The sequence below is a fragment of the Subsaximicrobium wynnwilliamsii genome (assembly GCF_007997225.1).
GTDB classification, from domain to species: Bacteria; Bacteroidota; Bacteroidia; order Flavobacteriales; family Flavobacteriaceae; genus Psychroserpens; species Psychroserpens wynnwilliamsii.
In genome coordinates, this window is record NZ_VORM01000030.1 from 15,543 (window position 1) to 36,048 (window position 20,506).

At 34.2% G+C, this 20,506-nt stretch carries 20 protein-coding genes; 12 read left to right on the plus strand and 8 right to left on the minus strand.

The window, feature by feature from the left end; translation table 11 throughout:
• Positions 1-2 precede the first annotated feature (2 nt).
• Complete coding sequence (locus ESY88_RS18030; RefSeq protein ID WP_147088077.1) at positions 3-1,655, plus strand: serine hydrolase domain-containing protein; 1,653 nt, start codon at positions 3-5, stop codon at positions 1,653-1,655.
• Between the two features lie 69 nt (positions 1,656-1,724).
• Here ESY88_RS18030 and ESY88_RS21190 read toward each other — a convergent pair whose 3' ends face one another.
• Positions 1,725-1,868, minus strand: coding sequence for a hypothetical protein (locus ESY88_RS21190; protein WP_189702648.1), 144 nt, complete (start codon positions 1,866-1,868; stop codon positions 1,725-1,727).
• A gap of 238 nt (positions 1,869-2,106) precedes the next feature.
• On the opposite strand from ESY88_RS21190, the gene ESY88_RS18035 reads away from it, so the two are divergent.
• The 9 genes from ESY88_RS18035 (at position 2,107) to ESY88_RS18075 (ending at position 10,998) form a co-directional block, all read left to right on the plus strand.
• Entirely contained in the window at positions 2,107-2,649 is a 543-nt protein-coding gene (locus tag ESY88_RS18035; RefSeq protein WP_147088078.1) for a helix-turn-helix domain-containing protein, read from the plus strand.
• Between the two features lie 88 nt (positions 2,650-2,737).
• A complete protein-coding gene (locus tag ESY88_RS18040) occupies positions 2,738-3,673 on the plus strand; it encodes a hypothetical protein (RefSeq protein WP_147088079.1) in 936 nt (311 codons plus the stop codon).
• A 269-nt stretch (positions 3,674-3,942) separates the two neighbouring features.
• On the plus strand, positions 3,943-4,608 hold the full coding sequence (locus ESY88_RS18045; protein WP_147088111.1) for a CPBP family intramembrane glutamic endopeptidase: 666 nt from the start codon (positions 3,943-3,945) through the stop codon (positions 4,606-4,608).
• Positions 4,609-4,628: 20 nt separating this feature from the next.
• Complete coding sequence (locus tag ESY88_RS18050) at positions 4,629-5,666, plus strand: alpha/beta hydrolase (RefSeq protein WP_147088080.1); 1,038 nt, start codon at positions 4,629-4,631, stop codon at positions 5,664-5,666.
• 11 nt (positions 5,667-5,677) lie between these two features.
• Positions 5,678-7,963, plus strand: a complete 2,286-nt coding sequence (locus ESY88_RS18055; RefSeq protein ID WP_147088081.1) for a serine hydrolase — start codon at positions 5,678-5,680, stop codon at positions 7,961-7,963.
• A 105-nt stretch (positions 7,964-8,068) separates the two neighbouring features.
• Positions 8,069-8,305, plus strand: coding sequence for a hypothetical protein (locus ESY88_RS18060; protein WP_147088082.1), 237 nt, complete (start codon positions 8,069-8,071; stop codon positions 8,303-8,305).
• Positions 8,306-8,315: 10 nt separating this feature from the next.
• On the plus strand, positions 8,316-9,008 hold the full coding sequence (locus ESY88_RS18065) for a hypothetical protein (RefSeq protein WP_147088083.1): 693 nt from the start codon (positions 8,316-8,318) through the stop codon (positions 9,006-9,008).
• Positions 9,009-9,128: 120 nt separating this feature from the next.
• A complete protein-coding gene (locus tag ESY88_RS18070) occupies positions 9,129-9,887 on the plus strand; it encodes a LytTR family DNA-binding domain-containing protein (RefSeq protein WP_189702649.1) in 759 nt (252 codons plus the stop codon).
• Positions 9,888-10,014: 127 nt separating this feature from the next.
• The gene (locus ESY88_RS18075) at positions 10,015-10,998 is read left to right on the plus strand and encodes a hypothetical protein (RefSeq protein WP_147088085.1); all 984 of its coding nucleotides are present in this window, start codon (positions 10,015-10,017) and stop codon (positions 10,996-10,998) included.
• 200 nt (positions 10,999-11,198) lie between these two features.
• On the opposite strand, the gene ESY88_RS18080 is transcribed toward ESY88_RS18075, so the two are convergent.
• Positions 11,199-12,329: a serine hydrolase domain-containing protein gene (locus tag ESY88_RS18080; RefSeq protein ID WP_147088086.1), complete on the minus strand. Its 1,131-nt coding sequence runs from the start codon at positions 12,327-12,329 to the stop codon at positions 11,199-11,201.
• Positions 12,330-12,879: 550 nt separating this feature from the next.
• On the opposite strand from ESY88_RS18080, the gene ESY88_RS18085 reads away from it, so the two are divergent.
• The gene (locus tag ESY88_RS18085; protein WP_147088087.1) at positions 12,880-14,334 is read left to right on the plus strand and encodes a S41 family peptidase; all 1,455 of its coding nucleotides are present in this window, start codon (positions 12,880-12,882) and stop codon (positions 14,332-14,334) included.
• A 103-nt stretch (positions 14,335-14,437) separates the two neighbouring features.
• Positions 14,438-15,832 carry a S41 family peptidase gene (locus tag ESY88_RS18090; protein WP_223270885.1) on the plus strand — a complete coding sequence of 465 codons (1,395 nt, stop codon included), beginning with the start codon at positions 14,438-14,440 and terminating at the stop codon, positions 15,830-15,832.
• 483 nt (positions 15,833-16,315) lie between these two features.
• Here ESY88_RS18090 and ESY88_RS18095 read toward each other — a convergent pair whose 3' ends face one another.
• The 6 genes from ESY88_RS18095 to ESY88_RS18120 are packed head-to-tail and all read right to left on the minus strand — an operon-like array spanning position 16,316 to position 20,504.
• Entirely contained in the window at positions 16,316-16,681 is a 366-nt protein-coding gene (locus ESY88_RS18095; RefSeq protein ID WP_147088089.1) for a hypothetical protein, read from the minus strand.
• Positions 16,682-16,687: 6 nt separating this feature from the next.
• Entirely contained in the window at positions 16,688-17,521 is an 834-nt protein-coding gene (locus ESY88_RS18100) for a DUF4138 domain-containing protein (RefSeq protein ID WP_147088090.1), read from the minus strand.
• Between the two features lie 25 nt (positions 17,522-17,546).
• Positions 17,547-18,461 (minus strand): conjugative transposon protein TraM, encoded by a 915-nt coding sequence (gene traM, locus ESY88_RS18105; protein ID WP_147088091.1) that lies wholly within the window; start codon positions 18,459-18,461, stop codon positions 17,547-17,549.
• Between the two features lie 11 nt (positions 18,462-18,472).
• Positions 18,473-19,081: a conjugal transfer protein TraK gene (locus tag ESY88_RS18110; protein ID WP_147088092.1), complete on the minus strand. Its 609-nt coding sequence runs from the start codon at positions 19,079-19,081 to the stop codon at positions 18,473-18,475.
• A 9-nt stretch (positions 19,082-19,090) separates the two neighbouring features.
• Complete coding sequence (locus tag ESY88_RS18115; RefSeq protein ID WP_147088093.1) at positions 19,091-19,930, minus strand: hypothetical protein; 840 nt, start codon at positions 19,928-19,930, stop codon at positions 19,091-19,093.
• A gap of 4 nt (positions 19,931-19,934) precedes the next feature.
• Positions 19,935-20,504: a conjugal transfer protein gene (locus ESY88_RS18120; protein WP_147088094.1), complete on the minus strand. Its 570-nt coding sequence runs from the start codon at positions 20,502-20,504 to the stop codon at positions 19,935-19,937.
• Between the last annotated feature and the right edge of the window lie 2 nt (positions 20,505-20,506).

A 20,506-nucleotide genomic window follows, 5' to 3' on the forward strand; every position in this document is an offset into this window, starting at 1 on the left:
AAATGAAAAATAAAAATGGAATGATAATCATCTTGCTATTTATTGCAGGAAACATTTTTGGTCAAACCAAACTTTCGGAAAACCAGCTAAAGAAACTGGACAGCATTGCCACGCAGGACGTACCTAAAAATGCACCTGGAATTGCAACCGCCATAATCAAAAAAGGAAACTTGATATTTGAAAAATACGCAGGTATAGCGGATTTTAAGGACAGTCTTAAAATTGACAAACACACGCGATTTAATATTGCATCGAACGGCAAGCAATTTACAGCATTAGCTATACTTACCTTAGAAGATGATAACAAAATAAAACTGTCCGACGACATTCGTCAATATCTTCCTGACTTGTATCCAGAAATTAAATCTAAAATTACAATTGGCAATCTGCTAAACCATTCAAGTGGAATAAGGGACGTATATGATTTATGGTCTTTAAAAGGACTGACTTGGTGGGAATATTCGTTTAACAACAATGATGTTTTAGAATTGATTAAAAAACAAGAAGCGTTAAATTTTGAACCATCGAGTAAATATGTTTACAGCAACACAAATTACATCCTACTTGCAATAATTGTAGAAAAAATATCGGGAAAGACTTTTAAAGAATATACAGATGGTATTTTCCAAAAACTAAATATGCCAAACACATCTTTTGAGGCAGATTATTCACAAATCGATGGAAAAATCGCAAGAGCATATTTTAATTTTGACAAGTGGACTACCTATGATTGGGTTTGGAATGTTGTAGGAGATGGCAACTTATTCTCGACCTTAACTGACCAAATTCAATGGGAAAAGACTATTCAAGGTTATGGAAAGAGCAGGATTAAAAATAGTATTATTCAGAAAAGCCAAGAATTGGTCAATCAAGACGCTAATGACAATTACGGTTTTGGATTAGAGTTTGGAGAATACAAAGGTCTAAAATATAAATTTCACGAAGGTGCAACTGGTGCTTGGAAAGCTACCGTTATAAGATTTCCAAAGGATGGTATTTCAATGCTCACCTTAACGAATTCAGGAAAGTCTATTCCTTCAATGCAAACAAGACAAATGGCAGATGTAGTTTTCGACCTGAAAAAAGATGCGAAATATCTCGTTACAAAGCCTTCCAATATTGGTAAATATATTAATGAAGATGAAATAATAGGAACATACATAACCCCAAATAATTTCACGTTTGAATTTTTAAAAAAAGATGATGGTAAGCTTTATCTCAAACGGATTGGTAGAAGTGACATCGAATTAATAAGAGAATTCGATAATATTTTTAATCAAAAATTTGACAAAGACTTTAAGCAAGAATTTATAGAAAACGAAAATGGCGAAATGCAAGTTACAGCCTACTACACTAATCATTCGCCATATACGCTAACAAGAAAAAAAAGCGACTGGAAAGATTATGGCTACCAAGCTCTAAATGGAAAATACAATAATTCAGAAACAGATGTAAACATTGAAATTAGCTATTTGTCAAATAAAGATTACAAAGTTTTGATTGGGGATCAAGAAAATTCTGGGTTGCTTATTGCGCCAACGAAATTAATGGTAAACAATTACGTTTTTGAATTTGCTAATGGAACAAACGTTGTTGAGTCATTATCCTTAAACACTGATAGAATAATAGGTGTGAATTTTGAGCGTTTAGATTAAGCTAAATCGCAATTGTTATCAGAGTTTTTAAAATGGCGCTTTATCCTTAGAACCTTTTGCGGTAGCCAATCACTTGCCATTCTGCTTGACCACTTTTAAAATGCCAGGCGCTTTATCATAAGCTGTAGAATGTTTTACCCAAGCTACCTCGCCATTCATAGCTTCATCGACCACTTTAAAATTGGCTTTTGAAGCTTTATCTTCGGTAAACATTTCTTGAATGCTCGAAAGGTTGGCATAGTCTTCGATAATATCCCTTTTAGCTTGGCTCCGTCCGCAACATTGAAATATCTACCGAAGAATTTCCCAGGACGGTACATGTGTTTTTGAAAGGCATGTAGTGTGATTTTTATAGTCCTTATATCGTAGAAGGTTTTTCAAAGATATTAGCTTAGATTAATACATTTAAGCAGCAAATATTTATATTTATCAGTATTGAAATTAAACAGGTATGGGAAATAGGCTTCAGACTTACCGTTTGGAACAAAATATGACACAAACCGATCTTGCTGAAAAAGCGGGGTTGTCTTTGAGAACAATTCAACGAATTGAGTCAGGTGCTGCACTCAAAGGTTTTACCTTACAGTCTATCGCTGCAGCTTTTGGCATTCCGCCAGAAAAGTTAACACAGTACAAGGAGGATAGTATAGATTTGAAGCGGGTTAAAATCATTAATTTATCGGCTCTGTCTTTTTTTATTATTCCCTTTGGAAATATCATATTACCATCAATTCTGACCTACAAATCAAAGGATGACAGGGTAAAGACATTTGGGAAAGATATTATTAGTGTTCAAATAATCTGGTCTGTTGTCACTTCAATTTTAATGATCATATTCCCATTTCTTCAAAACTTGGTTTCGATAAAATCTCCCTTGTTTTTGATCATGTTAGTCCTCTTAATTTGTTTGAATGTTTTCCTGATTTTTAAAAACAGTCAATCCCTCACAAGAAACTCCACTCTACATATAAAACTAAAAAACAGCCTTTTGTAAAATATGACAAAAGATTGTCACATAATTGGCGTATAGAATAACTTCACTATTTGAATAGCAATTCGGAATTTAGCACAAAAAATTCAGGATGAAAATATTTAAAAGAATCGTACTAGCTTTATTAGTTTTAATAGTAGTATCATTTATTGGTGGTTACTTTTATTTTGACAATAAATTCACACCAGCAGAAAACTACTTGACAGTTCAAGGGGTTTCAAAAAAAGTCCCCTTGAAATGGGTCTCAAGTGATAGTAATCCAAATGTTGCAATGCTTTTACCCGTTAAACTTGAAGGTGTTTCACAGATATTTTATATGCAATTGGATTTTGGTTCCCCAACTACACTGATGTATTCCAATGCTCTAAAATCCATTAATGAAAAATTCCCAAGTGCACTCGATTTAAAAGACGATTCTCAGATTGCTTCCGTACAATTTGGTTTAGGTAAAATGACAATTTCTTCAGATAAATTTGAAGTCTTGCACTATGGCAACGAGGTAAAATGGGATCAAGAAGCCATAAATGTTATAGGAACGCTAGGAACAGACCTGCTTGAAAAGCGTCGTATAACCTTAAATTTCAAGGAAGACTACTGCCTATTTGATGTCAATGGAAATCAGAATGGGTTTACAGCCTTTGAGTTTGAAAAAAGGAGACTATTATTTCCGGCAAAAATCGCTAATGAAAATCTTAAACTTCTATACGATTCTGGAACAAGCGGATACGAATTTATTACAGACCAAAACGAGTGGGAAAAATACAGAGTAAAGGATGGAAAAACAAAAAGTGAAAAAGCAAACTCTGTGGGGAATACATTGACTGTAATTTCCGCACCTGCCCAAGAAACAATTGAAATAGGCTCTAAAAGCTTAAGCTTATCGGAAGTCACTTATATAGAAGGCACCTCTGCAGTTCAAAACATATTGATGCGATTTTCAGGGATGCAGGGAATGATTGGAAATAAACTATTTTTAAATCAAACTTTAATTATTGATTGCAAGACTGAAAAATTTAAAATAGAATGAAAACTATTTGCTAAGACATTATATAATTAATTGCCTTCGCAAGCCTCCTGAGGCTTCCAAAGATTTAGTAATGAGCGTTTTTTTATGAGGGTTTTATTTGCTAAATTAATTCTTTACACACTCAACAAACTACATACAGACCATTGCAATTCATTTGAAAATGTAACAAAAACCCAAGTTAATGGTCATTTAAGAGAAGCTATATATAAAGACAAGTGACTAAAACTAATTCTAAAGCAACCAGCAAAAAGAAAACTATTGTCGTTTTCATGTTAACAATTTTATTAGGCTATGTTTTATTCATCATCCCAGATATATTCTTTGGGGTTACCAAAATCAATGGCGGAAAGATTGGCATAAATTTACTCTGGATTGCATTGTTTCAATTTTTATCGATTCTAGCCCTACTTTATGCTTCACTCAAAATTTTGAAAAAGGACTTCAGTTATATTGGTCTCAAGTTTGTGAACGTAAAAAAAGACTTCTTATTAGGTCTTATTTTCGGTACTTTATGGACTATCCTTCAATTTGTTCTCATCATACCCAATACAGGTGGTATCAACCGACCAGACATCAATGGCATGTTGGAAATGTATGATGGTAGTTTAATAGGAACACTTTCATTTATTGCATTGGGAGTGATAGGAGGTGGAATTACAGAGGAACTCTTTAACAGAGGATATTTCATTAGTGTACTTAAAGATGTCTTTAAAAAACCAAAATTAGGATTATGGTTTTCTGCAATTTTATCTATTGTACTATTTTCGCTTGGCCATATGCCAGTTAGTGCATTAGATTGGTTTGATATTCTAATTCCGACTATTATGTACACTTTCTTATTCATAACAACCAAACGATTGACTGCATCCATAGTGGCTCATGGAATTTATAATATGACAGCTATTATATTAACCTATTACCTTTATTTCAATTGAAGATTTGTGAACAATTTCTTATGAGAAAAATAGGAGTTTTATTAATATTATTCTCATTGACATGGAATTCTCAGGCTCAAATTCAAAAGATACTATTTGACTTTGAATTTGAAGGCGCATTCCTTAATGGTGTATTGAATATGCCAGACACTATTCCTAAAGGTGTTGCACTTATTGTTCACGGTTCTGGTAAGACAAATGCTGTAGAACAAGAATGGTACTATGATGTTCGAGAACAATTCGTTAAATCTGGATATGCAGTTTACATGTGGGATAAAATGGGATGTGGTGCTAGTGGGGGTGCTTTTGAGTACAATCAATCTGTCCAAAATAGTGCATTAGAAGTAATAGCGGCAATAGGTGCATTGAAAAAAGCTAATATTTCTGGTTCTGACAAAATTGGTTTGTGGGGTATCAGCAGGGCGGGTTGGATAAATCCATTGGTTATTGACCAATACAAGGACATCCAGTTTTGGCTATCAGTAAGTGGAGTGGATGCTAAAGAAAACTTTAAATATTTACTAAAAGAAAGCTTGAGAATTAATGGATACCCAAAAGACGCTGTTACCTTATTAGTAGATGAATGGCAAAAAGGTGTTAGAATAACTCATTCAGGCGGTAGTTTCGAAACCTATTTAGAAGCCACTCCAAACCTCAGAGATAATGAATTTTTGTTAAGGTTTACCAATGGCGGAATCACAGAAGAAGGCTATTACACCTATCAAGAAGGGTTTATGAAGGAAAAACTGGATGAAGAATCTGGTTTACAAGTGTATATAAAGGATTTTGATAATATTTTATCTAATACAAATTGCCCTGTACTCGCTTTATTTGGAGAAAAGGATATGAACGTTGATTGGAACAAAACAAAGGCACTTTATGAAAGCACCCATAGAATTACTTCAGATCTGACTATCAAATCATTTCCTGACTGTTATCACAATATGTATAAATGCAAAACAGGAGGCTTTTTTGAGTTTCAAGACAATAATTTACCGCGAGACAGATGTGAAGACTTCCTTAAAACAATGTCGGATTGGTTAGCTAAAATAAAATAAAACTATCACAGATGGATTCAGTTTTTTATAGAGAAAATAGAAAAAGTATCATCAGAATATCAACACTAATTCTGGTTTTTATTATTAGTCATTCGATTTTTGGACAAAATATAGTAATTGAAGGAGTAATAAAAGGCTCGGAACAAAAAGAAGCATTGCCTTATGCAAATGTTTTTTTACAGAAAAATTATTTTGGAACAGTAAGTAATCAAAACGGAAAATTTAAAATTATCATTCCAGAAGAAAAAAGTAGTGACAGTTTAGTTATATCATATATTGGATACAAAACACAAAAATTTAGTATTTCAAATATTAAAAATCCTTTGGTGGTGTTTTTAATTGAAGATCTAGCGACACTTAATGAAGTAGTAATTACTGGATATACAGCGGAATCTATTATTAAAAAGGCAATAGAAAAAATACCAAGTAATTACTTTATCAAACCTTATCTATCCGAAGGATTTTATAGAGCTACCGCTCAAAAAGAAAATAGTTTTATTCATCTATCTGAAGCCGTTTTTGAAATTTATCAATCTAAAATTGACAAACCACGTCAGCAATTTAAGTTAGAAAAAATGCGTGCCATTAAAGATGAAAAGATGCTCAAAGGAGTATATGTAGGTGCAAAACCAAATGGTATCTATGGCTTTGATATTGTTAATAATTTAGACGATATGGATCTTTTAAATAAAAAAGGATTCAGACGTCATAACTTTGAAGTTGAAGGATCGGAACTAATCAACGGTAAAGAAGCCTACAAAATTTCTTTTGATCAAAAGGATATTAAAAAAGCTGGTTACAAGGGTTATATGTTAATTGATAAAGAATCCTTTGCTTTTGTCTATTTTAATTATGGCTTTAGTCAAAAGGGTATTTCCTATCATAAATATGGAGATGTAGCAACAAGATTATTAATGAAAATTGCAGGTGTAGATATTGGTTTGAATAGCAATAGTGTTTCAATTACTTACAAAAAAATTAAAAATAAATATTATCTGAATAATGTAGGTTATGCGGAGACCATAACTATGAAAAGTGAAAGAGAACATTATAATTTTACTACAGACACAAGAGTAGATTATTTGATAACAAAAATTAAAACTGATAGTATTTCGCCTTTTTCTGATGATGAAACTTTAGGAAACGGAAAACTAATAGAGGACCAAACCTCTATTTATGATACAGCTTACTGGAAAAATTATAATATTTTACTACCTACAAATGATTTCACTGAAATTGCAAGAAAATTAGAAGCGAACAATAAAGCAAATGATTTTAAGGTTGAATTAGAGGACAAAATTTATAAACTACCAAAAGATAAAACGATTAGAATAGACTCTATTCTCTCTTTTTATAACCAAAAAGACTTGTTTAACGGTAATGCATTGATTTCTTATGAAGGACAAACCATTTTCCAAAAAAGTTATAATAACGATTTGACTAGCAATAATGTGAATTCTCAATTCAGAATTGGTTCGTTAAGCAAAACATTTACTTCAATGATAATTGCCCAACTGGAAAATGAAAACAAATTAAATTATAGTGACGAAATTGAAAAATTTTTACCAACCTATCCAAATGGTAACGTAACAATAAGCCAATTATTAAGCCACCAATCGGGAATCCCAAATTTCTTATCGAATAAATCATACTTACCACAGATATTAACGAATAAATATTCAATTGAAGAAGTCGTAACGCTATTTTGTAGTGATACGTTAGAATTTGAATCTGGAAGTAAGTTTGAATATTCCAATTCGAATTTTGTGATTTTAAGTTTAATAGCCGAAAAAATCATCGAAAAAAAGTATAAAGAAATTCTGAACCAATATATTTTTAAACCTTTAAATATGAAGAATACATATTTTGGGAAATCAACAGATAGCATAAACCTTGTAACTGGTTTTATGTATGGAAATCCTGAAATAAAATACGACGCTCAAAATGTAGGAGGAGCTGGTGGAATTACCTCTACAACTTCTGACTTATTAAAATGGAGTAATGCCTTTAGTGATGAACAACTGCTTCCTCAATCAAAATTAGAAAATTTATTCAAACCACAAGCTGAATATACCGATTGGGATGCGTATTATGGATATGGTTGGATGATTGACAGATTTATGTTTTCTTCATCAAAAAAAAACAAAATAAATTATCATCCTGGAACTGATTTTGGGTTTTACTCAATGTTCGTAAAACAGCCTGATTTAGGGATTACAATTATATTATTAAATAATACCGGAGAGTTCCCGAGATTTGAAATGACAGAGTTGATATTGAACGAATTGAATAGATGATTTTTGCATATAAAACGTTGCAATGTATTTAATAAGAAATGTGAAACAATTGAGGCGTCCTAATCGTATTAGTTTTTTTTATTGGCTAAAGTCTAAACTAACACCGTGAGAAAACTATTACTTTTAAGTTTATTGCCTATTTTAAGCTTTGCGCAAACTCAAATAGGAAATGACATTGATGGTGAAGCAATCGGCGATGCGAGTGGCCGTACTTTGTCGTTGTCAGCTAATGGCAATGTAATTGCTATTGGTGCATTTTATAAGTACAGATTTTCTTCCTCAAAAATCTTCATAAACAAACATCCAACTCTTCACAAACATTGGAGCCGGAGGTCGAATTAGAAACAAAAAAATGAAAAAAATAAAAAATATTTTAAAGAAAATCAAAGGTTTGCTGCCTAAACTAACTAAATATTTCTTCGACTTTTTAGTTGTGTTTGTGGGGGTTTTCTTGGCTTTTTGGCTAAACGAAAGAAAAGATAGGCAGGAAGAAGAAACGCGGAAACAGCAAATTTATATCTCCATATATGAAGACTTTAACGATTTTTACCTTTCGGGTAGAAAGGAAAACAAGGAAGGGTTTATCAAACTGTTTGAGAATCAAAAAAACAAAATGGACAGTCTGGTTGCCATCAAGGAACTTCCGTCCACTTGTCGAATTTTTGGTAATTATTGGCAAATAGGAATTATTAATGCTCTTATCGAAAGCGGTAATTTAGAAGATGTTGACATTGGAATATTCAAGGGAGTCACTGGATTCCAAACCATGCATCGTAATATGTTGACGGAGATTGAAGCATTTAACGAGCAATATGAAAAGTATATCACTGCAAATTACGATAATGAAATTGATGATTTTTATGAGCCAGGAACAAACGAACTTAAACAAAAATATAAACTGCCACTCGATCGTCTAAATACACTGATTGCTCAATCTAAAATGTTGGTGGAAATTGCAAAGGACGCTAAGGAAGGTTTAAATGAGCTATATAAAATTGAAGAGGAATTAAAAAACAACCAACAACAACAACAACAACAACGTTAAAAATACAAATTGAATCATTTTCAAAGATGATACACTGCTTTCTTATTTAGATAAATTCAATGAAATATGGTTTTTAGTAGATCAATCGCATATACTTCCAGCTGGTATCACACATTCATATTGAGTGTTATTCTAGCAACTGTGATTGTGATAGTTCTCATATTCCTTCAACCATTTGATATCTACGCAAATGAAATAGCTCACAAAAATATCAAGCTCATAGGTTATGGTTTTTGCAACATCATACCCATACTGCTGATTCATTTTTTTGAAGGTTTTTGGTTTATACGCAACCAAGGAAAATGGTATATTCATCAGGAGCTGTTCATTCTGCTTTTTGGCTTTTTACTGATTTCATTAGTCTCTTACTTCTATAATATTTTAATAGTAAATGATCTAAAAACAGAACCTGAATATATTTTTCGATGGTTCAAAGATTTTAGTTTACCCTTTGTTCCAATTTTCATTCCTTTTTGGGCATATCTCAGATTTAGGTTTAGCAAAACCACAATGCATCCAACTTTATTTGAAAGTAAAAAAGAGGTTTCAATACAAGGAAATAACCAAAATGAGACAATAAAATTTCATGAAAAGGATTTTATTATGGCAAGAGCTCAATCGAATTATGTAGATGTTTTCTTTGTTAAAGACAATCTTCTTGAGAAGCAAATGATACGGTCAACGCTATTAAATATTAAAAGTAAAATCCCATCAGCGGCACAGGTGCACAGATCTTTTCTTGTTAATCCTCAACAGATAGATAAAATTTCTGGAAATTCTCGTAAAGGGGATATTACTTTAAATTATTTGGAATATGAAGTCCCTGTATCACCAAAACACTTTTTAGGCTTAAAAAAATACCTTCAAAATCGTCCCTAAAGTACACCATTATCACAAAAACTTCAAATTCACCCCAAAAGCTTCAAGTCCATCACTTCGCTTTTTCAAACAATAGTTTACATACGTTCTTTGCGTAATTTGAATTCAAAAACGTCACTTTATTATTATGAAAAAAGGGTACAAGATTTTAATTATAACAGCCTTGTTCATAAGTGGATTATCATTTACTGCATGGAACGTATTTAACTATTACTGGAGAACTCAAGGTACAGTGAATACATTTAGCACTTTTACGGAGCCCGAGGCTTTGAGTTTTTCTAAAATCAAATGGGTGGAAGATTCCTTTGGTACGTTTAAAACAGATATTAGCGCATTCTTTATAAAAGTGGAACTGAACGGTGTTGACGATTCCTTTTACATGCAGTTTGATACAGGAACTTCACAAACCTTGTTTTATGGTAAAACATTACATGCATTAAAAGCAAAACATCCTTCTTTTGAGCCGGTTGAAAGTCAATCGGGAAATTATTGGTTAAAATCTCCTGTTTTAAAAATAGGAGATCTAAACTTTGGGGCAAGGGATCTATTGGTAAAAGCAGATCTAGGGAGTGAAGAAATAGATCCTTCGTTTACCATAATTGGAACTATAGGTTTTGATGCAATTGTAGGAAGGAAACTAATACTCGATTTTAAAAATAACCAATTGACCATCACTAACAAAGACATCAATAAATTAAACTACATCTTCAAGCCTCTTGAAGGAGCCAGCTTAGATCGTTTTCCAATACTTATCCCTGCCGAAGTAGATGGTGAAGATGTGCAACTACTTTATGATACTGGATCAAGTATGTTTCCGCTAATCGTGGATAACCAAAAATTACTCCATATCGAAAACGCTGGGCGCACGGATACACTTTGTTGCACCACGAGCTGGGGTAAGTCTTATGATTTTTACAGAAGAAAATTAAATACTGATATCAAAATAGGAAATCTCGTTGAAAAACAGCCTTACGTGTACTCATCAAAGAGCATGGATCAATACGACTACTTTCCTAATTGGTTAACGATGGGGATAGCTGGAAATCATATGTTCATCGATAAAATCCTATTAATAGATACTCAAAATAATATTTTTGGTATTTGTGACTAAATACGCATGAACGTCGAAGAGTTTGAAATACCAAGGCTCTTAAACTACTAAATTGATCAGAACGGATAGTAGGGCGGAAGAAACGTGACTACCGTTCTGTTGAACTCAAGCCAATTTAAAATTTTGCGGTCTTTACAAACATACAAAAACCTTTTGTAAAGCCTGTAATAGCTAAGTTTTATGAATGTTGCCCAGCGTTTTTAATTTTCAATTATGTCTTTCAGCATTTTATTTACTGTTCTACTCAATTCTTTTGGGGTTTTAGGTCCACTTTGATTTGTTATTATAGAGATTCCTAAATCATATCTTGGAAAAATAAACAACCAATTTTGAGTGCCGCTTGTTCCTCCGTGATGATTATAGGATGTTCCATATTTATCGTTCCACACTCTCCAGAAATAAGATATTTTGAACGTTTTGCATTCTTCATAAAGCACTTTATGAGATTCGGAAACTATTGGATTTTTGCTGTTTAATTGTAATGCGATATAGTGCATCATATCCATAATTATCATTTTTACACCACCTCCTGTTGCCCAAAGCGTGTTAAGTTGATTAGGCGAAAACGTTTCATTATCCATCCAGTATCCTTGGACAAGTTCTTGTTTTTGTGTATGATTTAATTCAATAGCTGTATTGGACATTCCGTATTCTGTCAAATAACTTTCTTCCATTAAATTATCAATATTTTTCTCAAATACTGTTTCCAAAACATATCCAATCAATTCAGCTCCTGCATTGGAATAGGAATAAGTTGTACCTGGTGCTACTTTTAAAGTAACATTCTTCAAATCTGCCAAAAATTTTTCTTTGTCATAGGATTTTTCCAACTGAAAATATTCGTTGGGAACATCTTCAGTTAATTTATCAAACACTCCGTTCATTTCCATTGGAAGGAACATTGGCAATCCGCTTGTATGTGTCAGTAAATGCTTTATTGTGATTGGATTGCCATTGTATTGTAAATTTGAATAATCGTCTTTCAAATACATTGTTATTTCATCTTCCAATTTGATTTTTTTTTCCAGAACAGCTCTTGCGACAAGATAACCAGTCATAGTTTTAGTTACGGAACCAATTTCATAAATCGTCCCGTCATCAGGCGGATTGGATTTGCCTTTTTCAATTTCCCCAAAGTGTTCGGTGTACATTTTGCCATCTTTATAAATTCCGATGGATGTCGAGTTGATGTTCTTGTTTTTTAAAAAGGCTAGACCATTTTTCTGAATTGTTTTTACAATAGTTTCATTAGTAGTGTCGCTTTGAGGAAACGTTTTCTCACAAAAAATTGTTGAAATAGTGATAATGGCAATGAGTAAAGAATATTTCATTTTCTTTTTTTTAATTTGGATCAAAAATCAAACCAGCTTTTTCTGATACTGACGAATACTGATTTGTGTCCAAATGTAGGATTAGGTAAAGGTATAACGCGTGTGAGGCTTTCCTGCTATCGGGCTGTCACCCTCTCCGCTTTAGTTTTATCTGATGAAGATATCAAATAGATTTGAAATGTAAGGCCTCACGAGTAGCATCTTGCCTCCGACGAGCTTTTGCGAGAGGAAGACACTAGAGTAGGTTGGAAGTCTTGAAATTTTTATTTCTTATGAATGATTTAGCGTATTGGAGGTGCTTTCAGCCGAATTATTTATAATCCCTAACCACAGATCATAATTTCTTAGCGGAAAGCTACGGCCGCACTCAATTATCTTGAACTAGCTAAATGAAATAGTTTGCAGCTAAAACTGTAACAATTTCTTTGATTTGACGTCCTAATAGTATGAAGTGCTGCGCTTTAATGAAATTAATATTTGTGTTAAATTTGTATGACCATAGCATTTTATCAACCACAAGAACCAACTACTAATTTGACCAATTATCAAAATGAAACAATTTCACAAAATTTCAATTAGCCTTTCCTTATTATTTCTTCCTTTTCTGCACCTGCAGGCACAGGATTGTTCTTGCGAGGATTCGTTTGAAACTGCGGTTAATGCTTACGAAAAAAATTATTCTTTATTTATGTATAAGGTAACCGATGAAAACCGGGATTTATACAACGCGCATACAGATTTGATGCTCGCTAAAGCTAAACAAACTGAAGACTTACAAGACTGCAAGGTTTTGCTGGAACGATGGCTTGATTTTTTTAGAGATGGCCATACCTACATTGTAATGTCAACCGAACAAGTAACTGAAACCTACAATGAAAGTATACAAATTACTGAAAAACAATTTAAAGCAGATTATCAAAAGAAATCTTACGAGCGCAATCCCCTTTTAGGAATTTGGAAGAGTGGTGCTTATACTGTGGCTATTCTTCCTAACCCGAAAAGCAGTATTAGAGAAAGAGATTATGTGGGTGTAATCCTAGAAAGTGAAAACCCTGAGTGGAAAAAGGGTGAAGTTAAATTGGAACTCAGCTCTGAGTTTGGCAATTCATATCAAATTAACTTTATGATGGGTGATCACTCGCTAGAAAAAACTTCTGGGCAACAAACAGATCTTGCAGTGATTGAAATTGACGGCTTGGGTAAATGGATGAAAATATGGCCAGAAGTTGAAAACTCCAAAAAACGTAGCGAAATAGAATTGAAATACGACAAGTTTCATATCTCTTATATTGATGACATCCCATACCTAAGACTGCCAGACTTTTATTCCGTTGATCCAAGTTATGTGGACAGCCTTATGCAAACTCATCATGATAGGATTTTAAAATCTGATTTTATGATCGTCGATATTAGAGGTAATGGAGGTGGAAACGATGCGACCTACTTTCCAGTACTCCCCTATGTTTTAAGTGGCCCTGTCGAAATCCCTTCAAATGGTTTCTGGCTAAGTGAGGATAACACAGAATATCTTATAAGTGCCATGGCAGCCAGCAAGGGTTTTACTGTTGAAGAATACAAAGAGAAAGACAAAAAGGAATATGACATGTTTAACGATAATAGAGGGACTGCCTATTTTAAAGGTAATGGCAAATGGACCTTTACTGCGGATACCATCTATAATAGTCCGAAAAAGGTCATCTTATTAACAGATAAAGAAGTAGGAAGTTCGGGAGAAACATTTGTATATCGTGCCAACCAAAGTGACAGAGTGGTGGTTTATGGACAAAATACCGCAGGAGTTGTAGACGGGTTCAATGGCTTTCCTTTTGACATTGGCTGTTTTACAGTTGTTTTCCCAACGTCATACAGAGCGCCAGATCTTAAAGAGAACCCAATCGACCCTTATGGTATTGCACCAGATGTTTATGTGGATGAAAAAGAAGATGTGTTAGCGTATGCTATTGAACATATGAAGCAATTGATAAAAAATGAGGTCTCAGATTAGTAGCTCATAAAATTCAGCATATTTTAAATCTAACACTTTCAATTATAAAATTAAAAAAATGAAGCAATCATCCAATTTAGCCCTTAGTTTATGTCTTATAATAATGAACATATTATCCTTAACAGCTCAAGATTGTAATTGTGAAGATTCCTTCGCAAAAACAGTCGAAACCTACGAATCAAACTATTCGCTTTTTATGTATAAGGTCACCGATGAAAACCGGAATTTATATAGGGCTCATACAGACATCATGCGAACAAAAGCAAGTCAAACGGAGACAGTGCAAGATTGTAGAGCCGTATTGGGGCAATGGCTTGACTTTTTTAGAGATGGCCATACGCGCATAGGTATATCTGCCAAATCAAGAATAAATTCTGAAAAAATCGCTATTTCGGAAGAGCTATTCAAATCCGAGTACAAAGGCAAGAAGTACGAGCAAAACCCATTACTGGGAATTTGGCAAAACGGAGGGTATAGTGTAGCCGTTATCCCAAATCCGAAAGGGAGTGATAAAAAAAGAGATTTTGTAGGCGTTACTCTGGAAAGCAGCAGTGAAGATTGGGATAAAAACGATGTGAAATTTGAGCTAACTACAAATTTCGGCAGCAGTTACGATGCTAATTTCATGATGAGGGATCATTCACCTGAGCCCACCAAAGCACAACTGCTGAGTAAAAGAAAACTAAGCTTTGAAGGTTTAAGAGTTTGGACGAAGATTTGGCCTGAAGCCGATGTTGAAGCATTAGATTCTGAGGTCATCCGTAAATTCGGCGAATTTCACTATACAGAATTAGACGGCATTCCCTATTTGAGATTTCCTGATTTCTATTCGGTAGGTGAGGCACATGTCGATAGCATTATGAAGGTAAACCATGAAAAGCTTATCGCAGCAGATTTTATCATTGTGGATGTACGGGATAATGGAGGTGGAAATGATGACACCTACTATCCTATTTTACCTTATATTTTAAGTGGACCTGTTCAAGTTCCTAATTCAGGACTTTGGATGAGTAACGATAATATTCGGCAATTTCTTGACAATAGCGATTTGAAAGGAAAGTCTGTAGAGGACTATTCTGAAGAAGAACGCCAAATGTACGATTATGTAATGTCTTTGAAAGGCACTGCTTTTTTTCAAGAGCAGGATTATGCTAATACCTATGAGCCAGACACCTTATATGCTGGTCCAAAAAAGGTGATTCTTTTAGCTGGAGATGCTGGTAGTTCTGGTGAAACCTTTGTGTATCGCGCCAATCAAAGTGACAAAGTAGTGGTATATGGCCAAAATACTGCAGGGGTTGTCGATGGCTTTAATGGTTTATCCAAAGATATAGGTTGCTTTAAGTTGACTTATCCTTCTTCTTTCCGTGCAAGGGATGTGGATAAAAACCCCATAGATCCTTACGGCATAGCACCAGATGTCTATGTGGATGAAAAAGTGGATGTCTTAACTTATGCCATTGAACATATGAAGCAATTAATTAAAGATTCTGACTAACAACTGTTATGATTTCAGCAAGAGACAAGCCTCGAGATTTAGGTTGCTACATCGGTTTTAAAATAACCCAAGCCTATTAAAATAGTTCAACGAACAATGACAAGTTGTAGTTGGCATTATAGGATTAGATGCTCCTATTACGTTTTTTTAAAAAAGCTATTATGACCGAAAAGAATAGTTTAGCCAAGTCTAGCGATCAATAATACTGTAAAACTATATTTATAGTCATTCAAAAGGATTAATGTCCGACAGGAAATGCTTCTCATAATTGTTTTCCTTAATATTCATTTTATAATGTTGTGTGATCGGATTGAAAAATATTTAGAATATTTCCGGTATGCCTTCTCTAATGCAATTTGGTCTTATTATTTATGATATTTCTTCAGTACTGAGGTATGGAATAATTCCAGTTGAGAATATGATATATTTATTTAACCTATAGGTTTTGATTCAGTCAGATGCTGGACTTGATTATCGAAAATGCTAAAATGGCGCTTGCTCCCTTGGCGTTCTAACAGTAACCTTCCATCTCCCATCCAACTTCACAAGCTTAAAGACTCCAGGAGTCTTATCATAAGCTGTCGAATATTTTACCCAAGCTACATCGTCCTTGATGTCTTGATCAATTAATTTGAAGTTTGTTTTTGAGCTTTTGGGCTTTGCGAACATCTTTTGAAGGTTTGAGAAATTTGCATAGCCTTCGGCTGTAGTATGTTCTTTCAGCGCAACATCATTGCCCTGGTAAAAGCTTTCAGCAACAATTTCAGCAACTTTGGCTGGCGCCGTGTCATTTGCTTCCGAGCAGCTTAATAGCATCATGATAAACGCTAAGACGAGTAAATTTTTCATCGGCTTTTAATTTGGATTATTTATGTATCTATGGGAGATCTTCAATTTTAAATTTCGTTCTCCATTTTTTTCATTCAGTTTCAAAACGGCTCGGCGGTCATTGCTGATTGAGAACTTTCTCATTACGTAAACTAATCGAGTTGTTTCGTTAGCCTCAATTCTTTCAGGAACATTATACACAAACAGTGGCTCTTGATACAGTTCTTGCACGGATTTCTTCTTTCCTTTCTGCCGAGTTTGGATTGAAAATTTTAAGAAATTCAAGTCATAAGCCAAATTCGATTTATTAGTAATTGAAACAATGAAATAGAGCTCATTTTTGTCGAACACAATATTTTCAAGTTGCAAAATGATCTTTTGGTCTCGCTTGGTTACTGTGGTCAACCCTTGTCTTTGATCTAATAAAAATGAACAGAATTTTTGATAGTGAAATCTGTTATTATCAATTTGCTCAATTGGTTCAACGGCGTTTAACGAGTCAGGTGGCATTGGTTTTTCATTGCCAATGCTGCCAGTTTCAGAAATAAAATAATTGAGCTTAGAAAGCTGCTTTTTATACATTACAATATACGAAAAAATTGAACCGTTTTTATTGATTACCAATAGATTGCTTTCTTGACTTGGCTTTGCTTGTAACAAACCGAAATACTGTTCATTTTCTTGATTGTATGTAAACACAAAATTATCTGAACCAACAATACCCTGACGAATTGGTTCTGGAAAGAACAAAGCGACGTTATTTTGATCATTAGCATAAATTGTATCTAGTGCTATTTGTTCTTGTGCATTCGCTTTAATAATAAGTAAAAGTATGCTCGGGATAAGAATGAGATGTTTCATGAGATTAATTTTATTTGGGTTATACTTATAAAGTTGGTTTTAAAATGAGTTTGTAGTTATTGAGAATAGTGACTTTTATATTCCGGTTATTGCGTTTCAAAACCCTGGTAATGCCACCTATTTGAGGGACACTCGGTATATTTATGTCTTGAATAACACCATCAACAACCTCGTTGGTAGCTTCTGCGCGGAAATTATTTTCCACGTATAATCCTTCACTGCCATCCTGCAGATCAAAAGCTTTTAGGTGTGTTGGTTGATGTTGGATGTTCTCAATTTCAATCGTCGCTCGGTTAGGCTGAAAATTCACAAAACCGTATACTGAAGTGTTTTTCTCAACGAGGATATTATTTATAATCGCCTCCTTTGTCAATCGCATTCGCAAGCGCGAGTTTGTTTTTACAATTTGGGTCCCATCTACAGTCACATAGATAATATCATCGGTACTTCCTACCGATATCAATTTATTCTCTTTTGGTGCGGATGAAAAAAACAATTGATGTTCGAATCCTAGTTCTTTGATCTCTAGTACCGGTTCCATATCAACTTTTTCGTCGGGTATTAGTCTTGGTTTTCTGCTAACACTATTTTCCGATGGTGTTTCAGAATAACTGATGCGTCCAGAACTATAAATACTGTCAACGATCCGTTTCTTTTCTTTTTCCGTATAATCTGCATCGTAAAAGCCCAAAGAATCCATCAATTTTTCATCGTAAATACTTGGTGCGTTGGCTTGGCGTACCTCTTTTAGATCATTTATGGCATCCAACTTAGAGTCATAAATCTTTTGGTTCTCTTCCAACGCTGGAACTAAGGTCTGTTTCAGGCTTTCATCCTCACTTTCATCATCGCCCATAACCATGAACGTATAGCTCACAAGGAATATCAAGATCACTCCCATGACGCTTCCAAATACTATTTTGTTCTTTTCTATTTTCATAACCTTAGGTTTTAGATGTTGAGTTTTTTTAATGACTTTTCGAAAAAGTCAGTGATAAGGAGTCCGTGAGGGTTGTTGGGAAAATTTCGATCCACGATGATCAGTTTTCCTGTTGTGATGAGTTCATAAGTATCGATGACGGCACCTCTATTGATTTCGAAACGTGTGGTGGTCTGGAATTTATAAGAGGCCTTAGAGTTTTCTATTTGAGTCTCTATGCTCAATACTTTTTGAACCAAAGAAAATTGCAATAGTCTGTTATAAACACCTTCTGCACGTTTTTGGCGATACAGATTATCAACTGAGCTATTTCCCAGCCATAGTGCTTTTTTCAGGTTCTTCTCATAATTACTGGCATCGATATTGTAAAAATAGTTGTGGAACAGATCCAAATGAGCTAGAGCCTCGACTTTGAAGTTCTCTTTTTGACTTACGATTTTAAGCGGAATGATGCTTCCATCTGTATTAATCGCAAAGGCACTATTTAATGCTTTCTCATTTGTCTGAAAAACGATCCAAACCGAAAATAAACTTAATAATAGAGCGCAAACCACAACCGATATCACTATGATGCGATTTACTTTCAAGACCGAATAAATATTTCTATATGGTGTTTTCATAATATGGTTTTAACTGGTAAATAACCTTAATGTAAAAGATGTAGCGCGTCGGTAGAGCTTGAATTTCAGGAATACTATAAAACCAACAGAGCCAACTTGAACCACCGGTGCAAAGAAGCCTTGTCCGAATTCTGTTCCAAAGAGGTTGCTCCAAAAATTCGTATTGATTTCAATGTAAATGGCATTGACAAAAACATTGACTAGAAAGAAAGCAGGAACTAGCATATAGACCGCTGCATATAATTTGAAAAAGTTGTAGGCCATTTCCCGAAATTTTTCAAAGACTGCCAAGCTAATTACCAATGGAAAAAAGGCTTGCATGATACCAAGCAGAAAGAAGCGTTCAGCCAGAAATAGGGGGTATATGAATAAATCCAAAATCCATAGAATGGTACTTATGACGAAAGCGATAATTTTGAATCCGTACAATGGTGTGATTAACGCTTCATAAAGTAAGGTCATGGCCATACTGGCTGCATCTAATAAACCCACTTCCTCCTCTAAATTGATGTCTTGCATTTGCAATGGTAATAGGGCAGGAGCGGTGGTCCGATACTGGCTCTCGATTGCGACAAGGATGCTATCGAAAAATCCTAAAACTTGGGTGGAGAAAATGACCAAGAGCACAATTGCCAAATTTTTGGCCAATTCTGAAGGGCTCAATCCCCATGTGTAACCATCCTTGTCTGCGATACCTTCGTTATACTTCTTTAGAATATTGACCAAAAAAAACAACACTGCAAGCGTTTTCATCCCCACAATAGTGTATTGTGAGAAATCACTGTTTTGTATCGTTTGGAAGACAGTATCAATATATTCCAGACCTATGCCTAAAAAGTGAATCGCCATGATTTTAATATTCGGTTTCCCGGTTGTTGATTTTATCCTGCATTTTTCTAAAGGAAATGATCTCACGATAGCGCTTTGTTTTAGATTTGACTTGAGAGACCATTTGCTTGGATTCCATTTCCTTTTGCTTGAGAATCTCAGCGCGTTCGGAATCCGTCATTTTTAAATAGTCGTTGGAAAGTATTTCCTCTACAAAGTTTACCGTTTCAAGAGAGTTGTCCAATATATCAGTAAAGGATGCTGTAATGTTTTCAATTTCATCAACGTTGACGTAGGGCGAGCCAAGAATTTCAGACAAATCGTTTTGTACCAGATTAAATAATTGCTGATTATTCTGTGCAATTTTCTGAACTGCCTGTAATTGTTGAATGGCATTTGCCACTTTCTCTAAATTCTCTTTCTGCTTTTTCAAAAATTCTACGGTTTTTAGTAGTTGGGATGTTTGTTTGGCGGACTCTATAAGGGATTTTGCTAAACTTATGAAATTGGTGTTGTCATAAACTGGCATACCTTGAGCACCTACTTTTAAGCTCAACAAGACTACGGTTACGAATATTAAGAATTTTGTTTTCATGA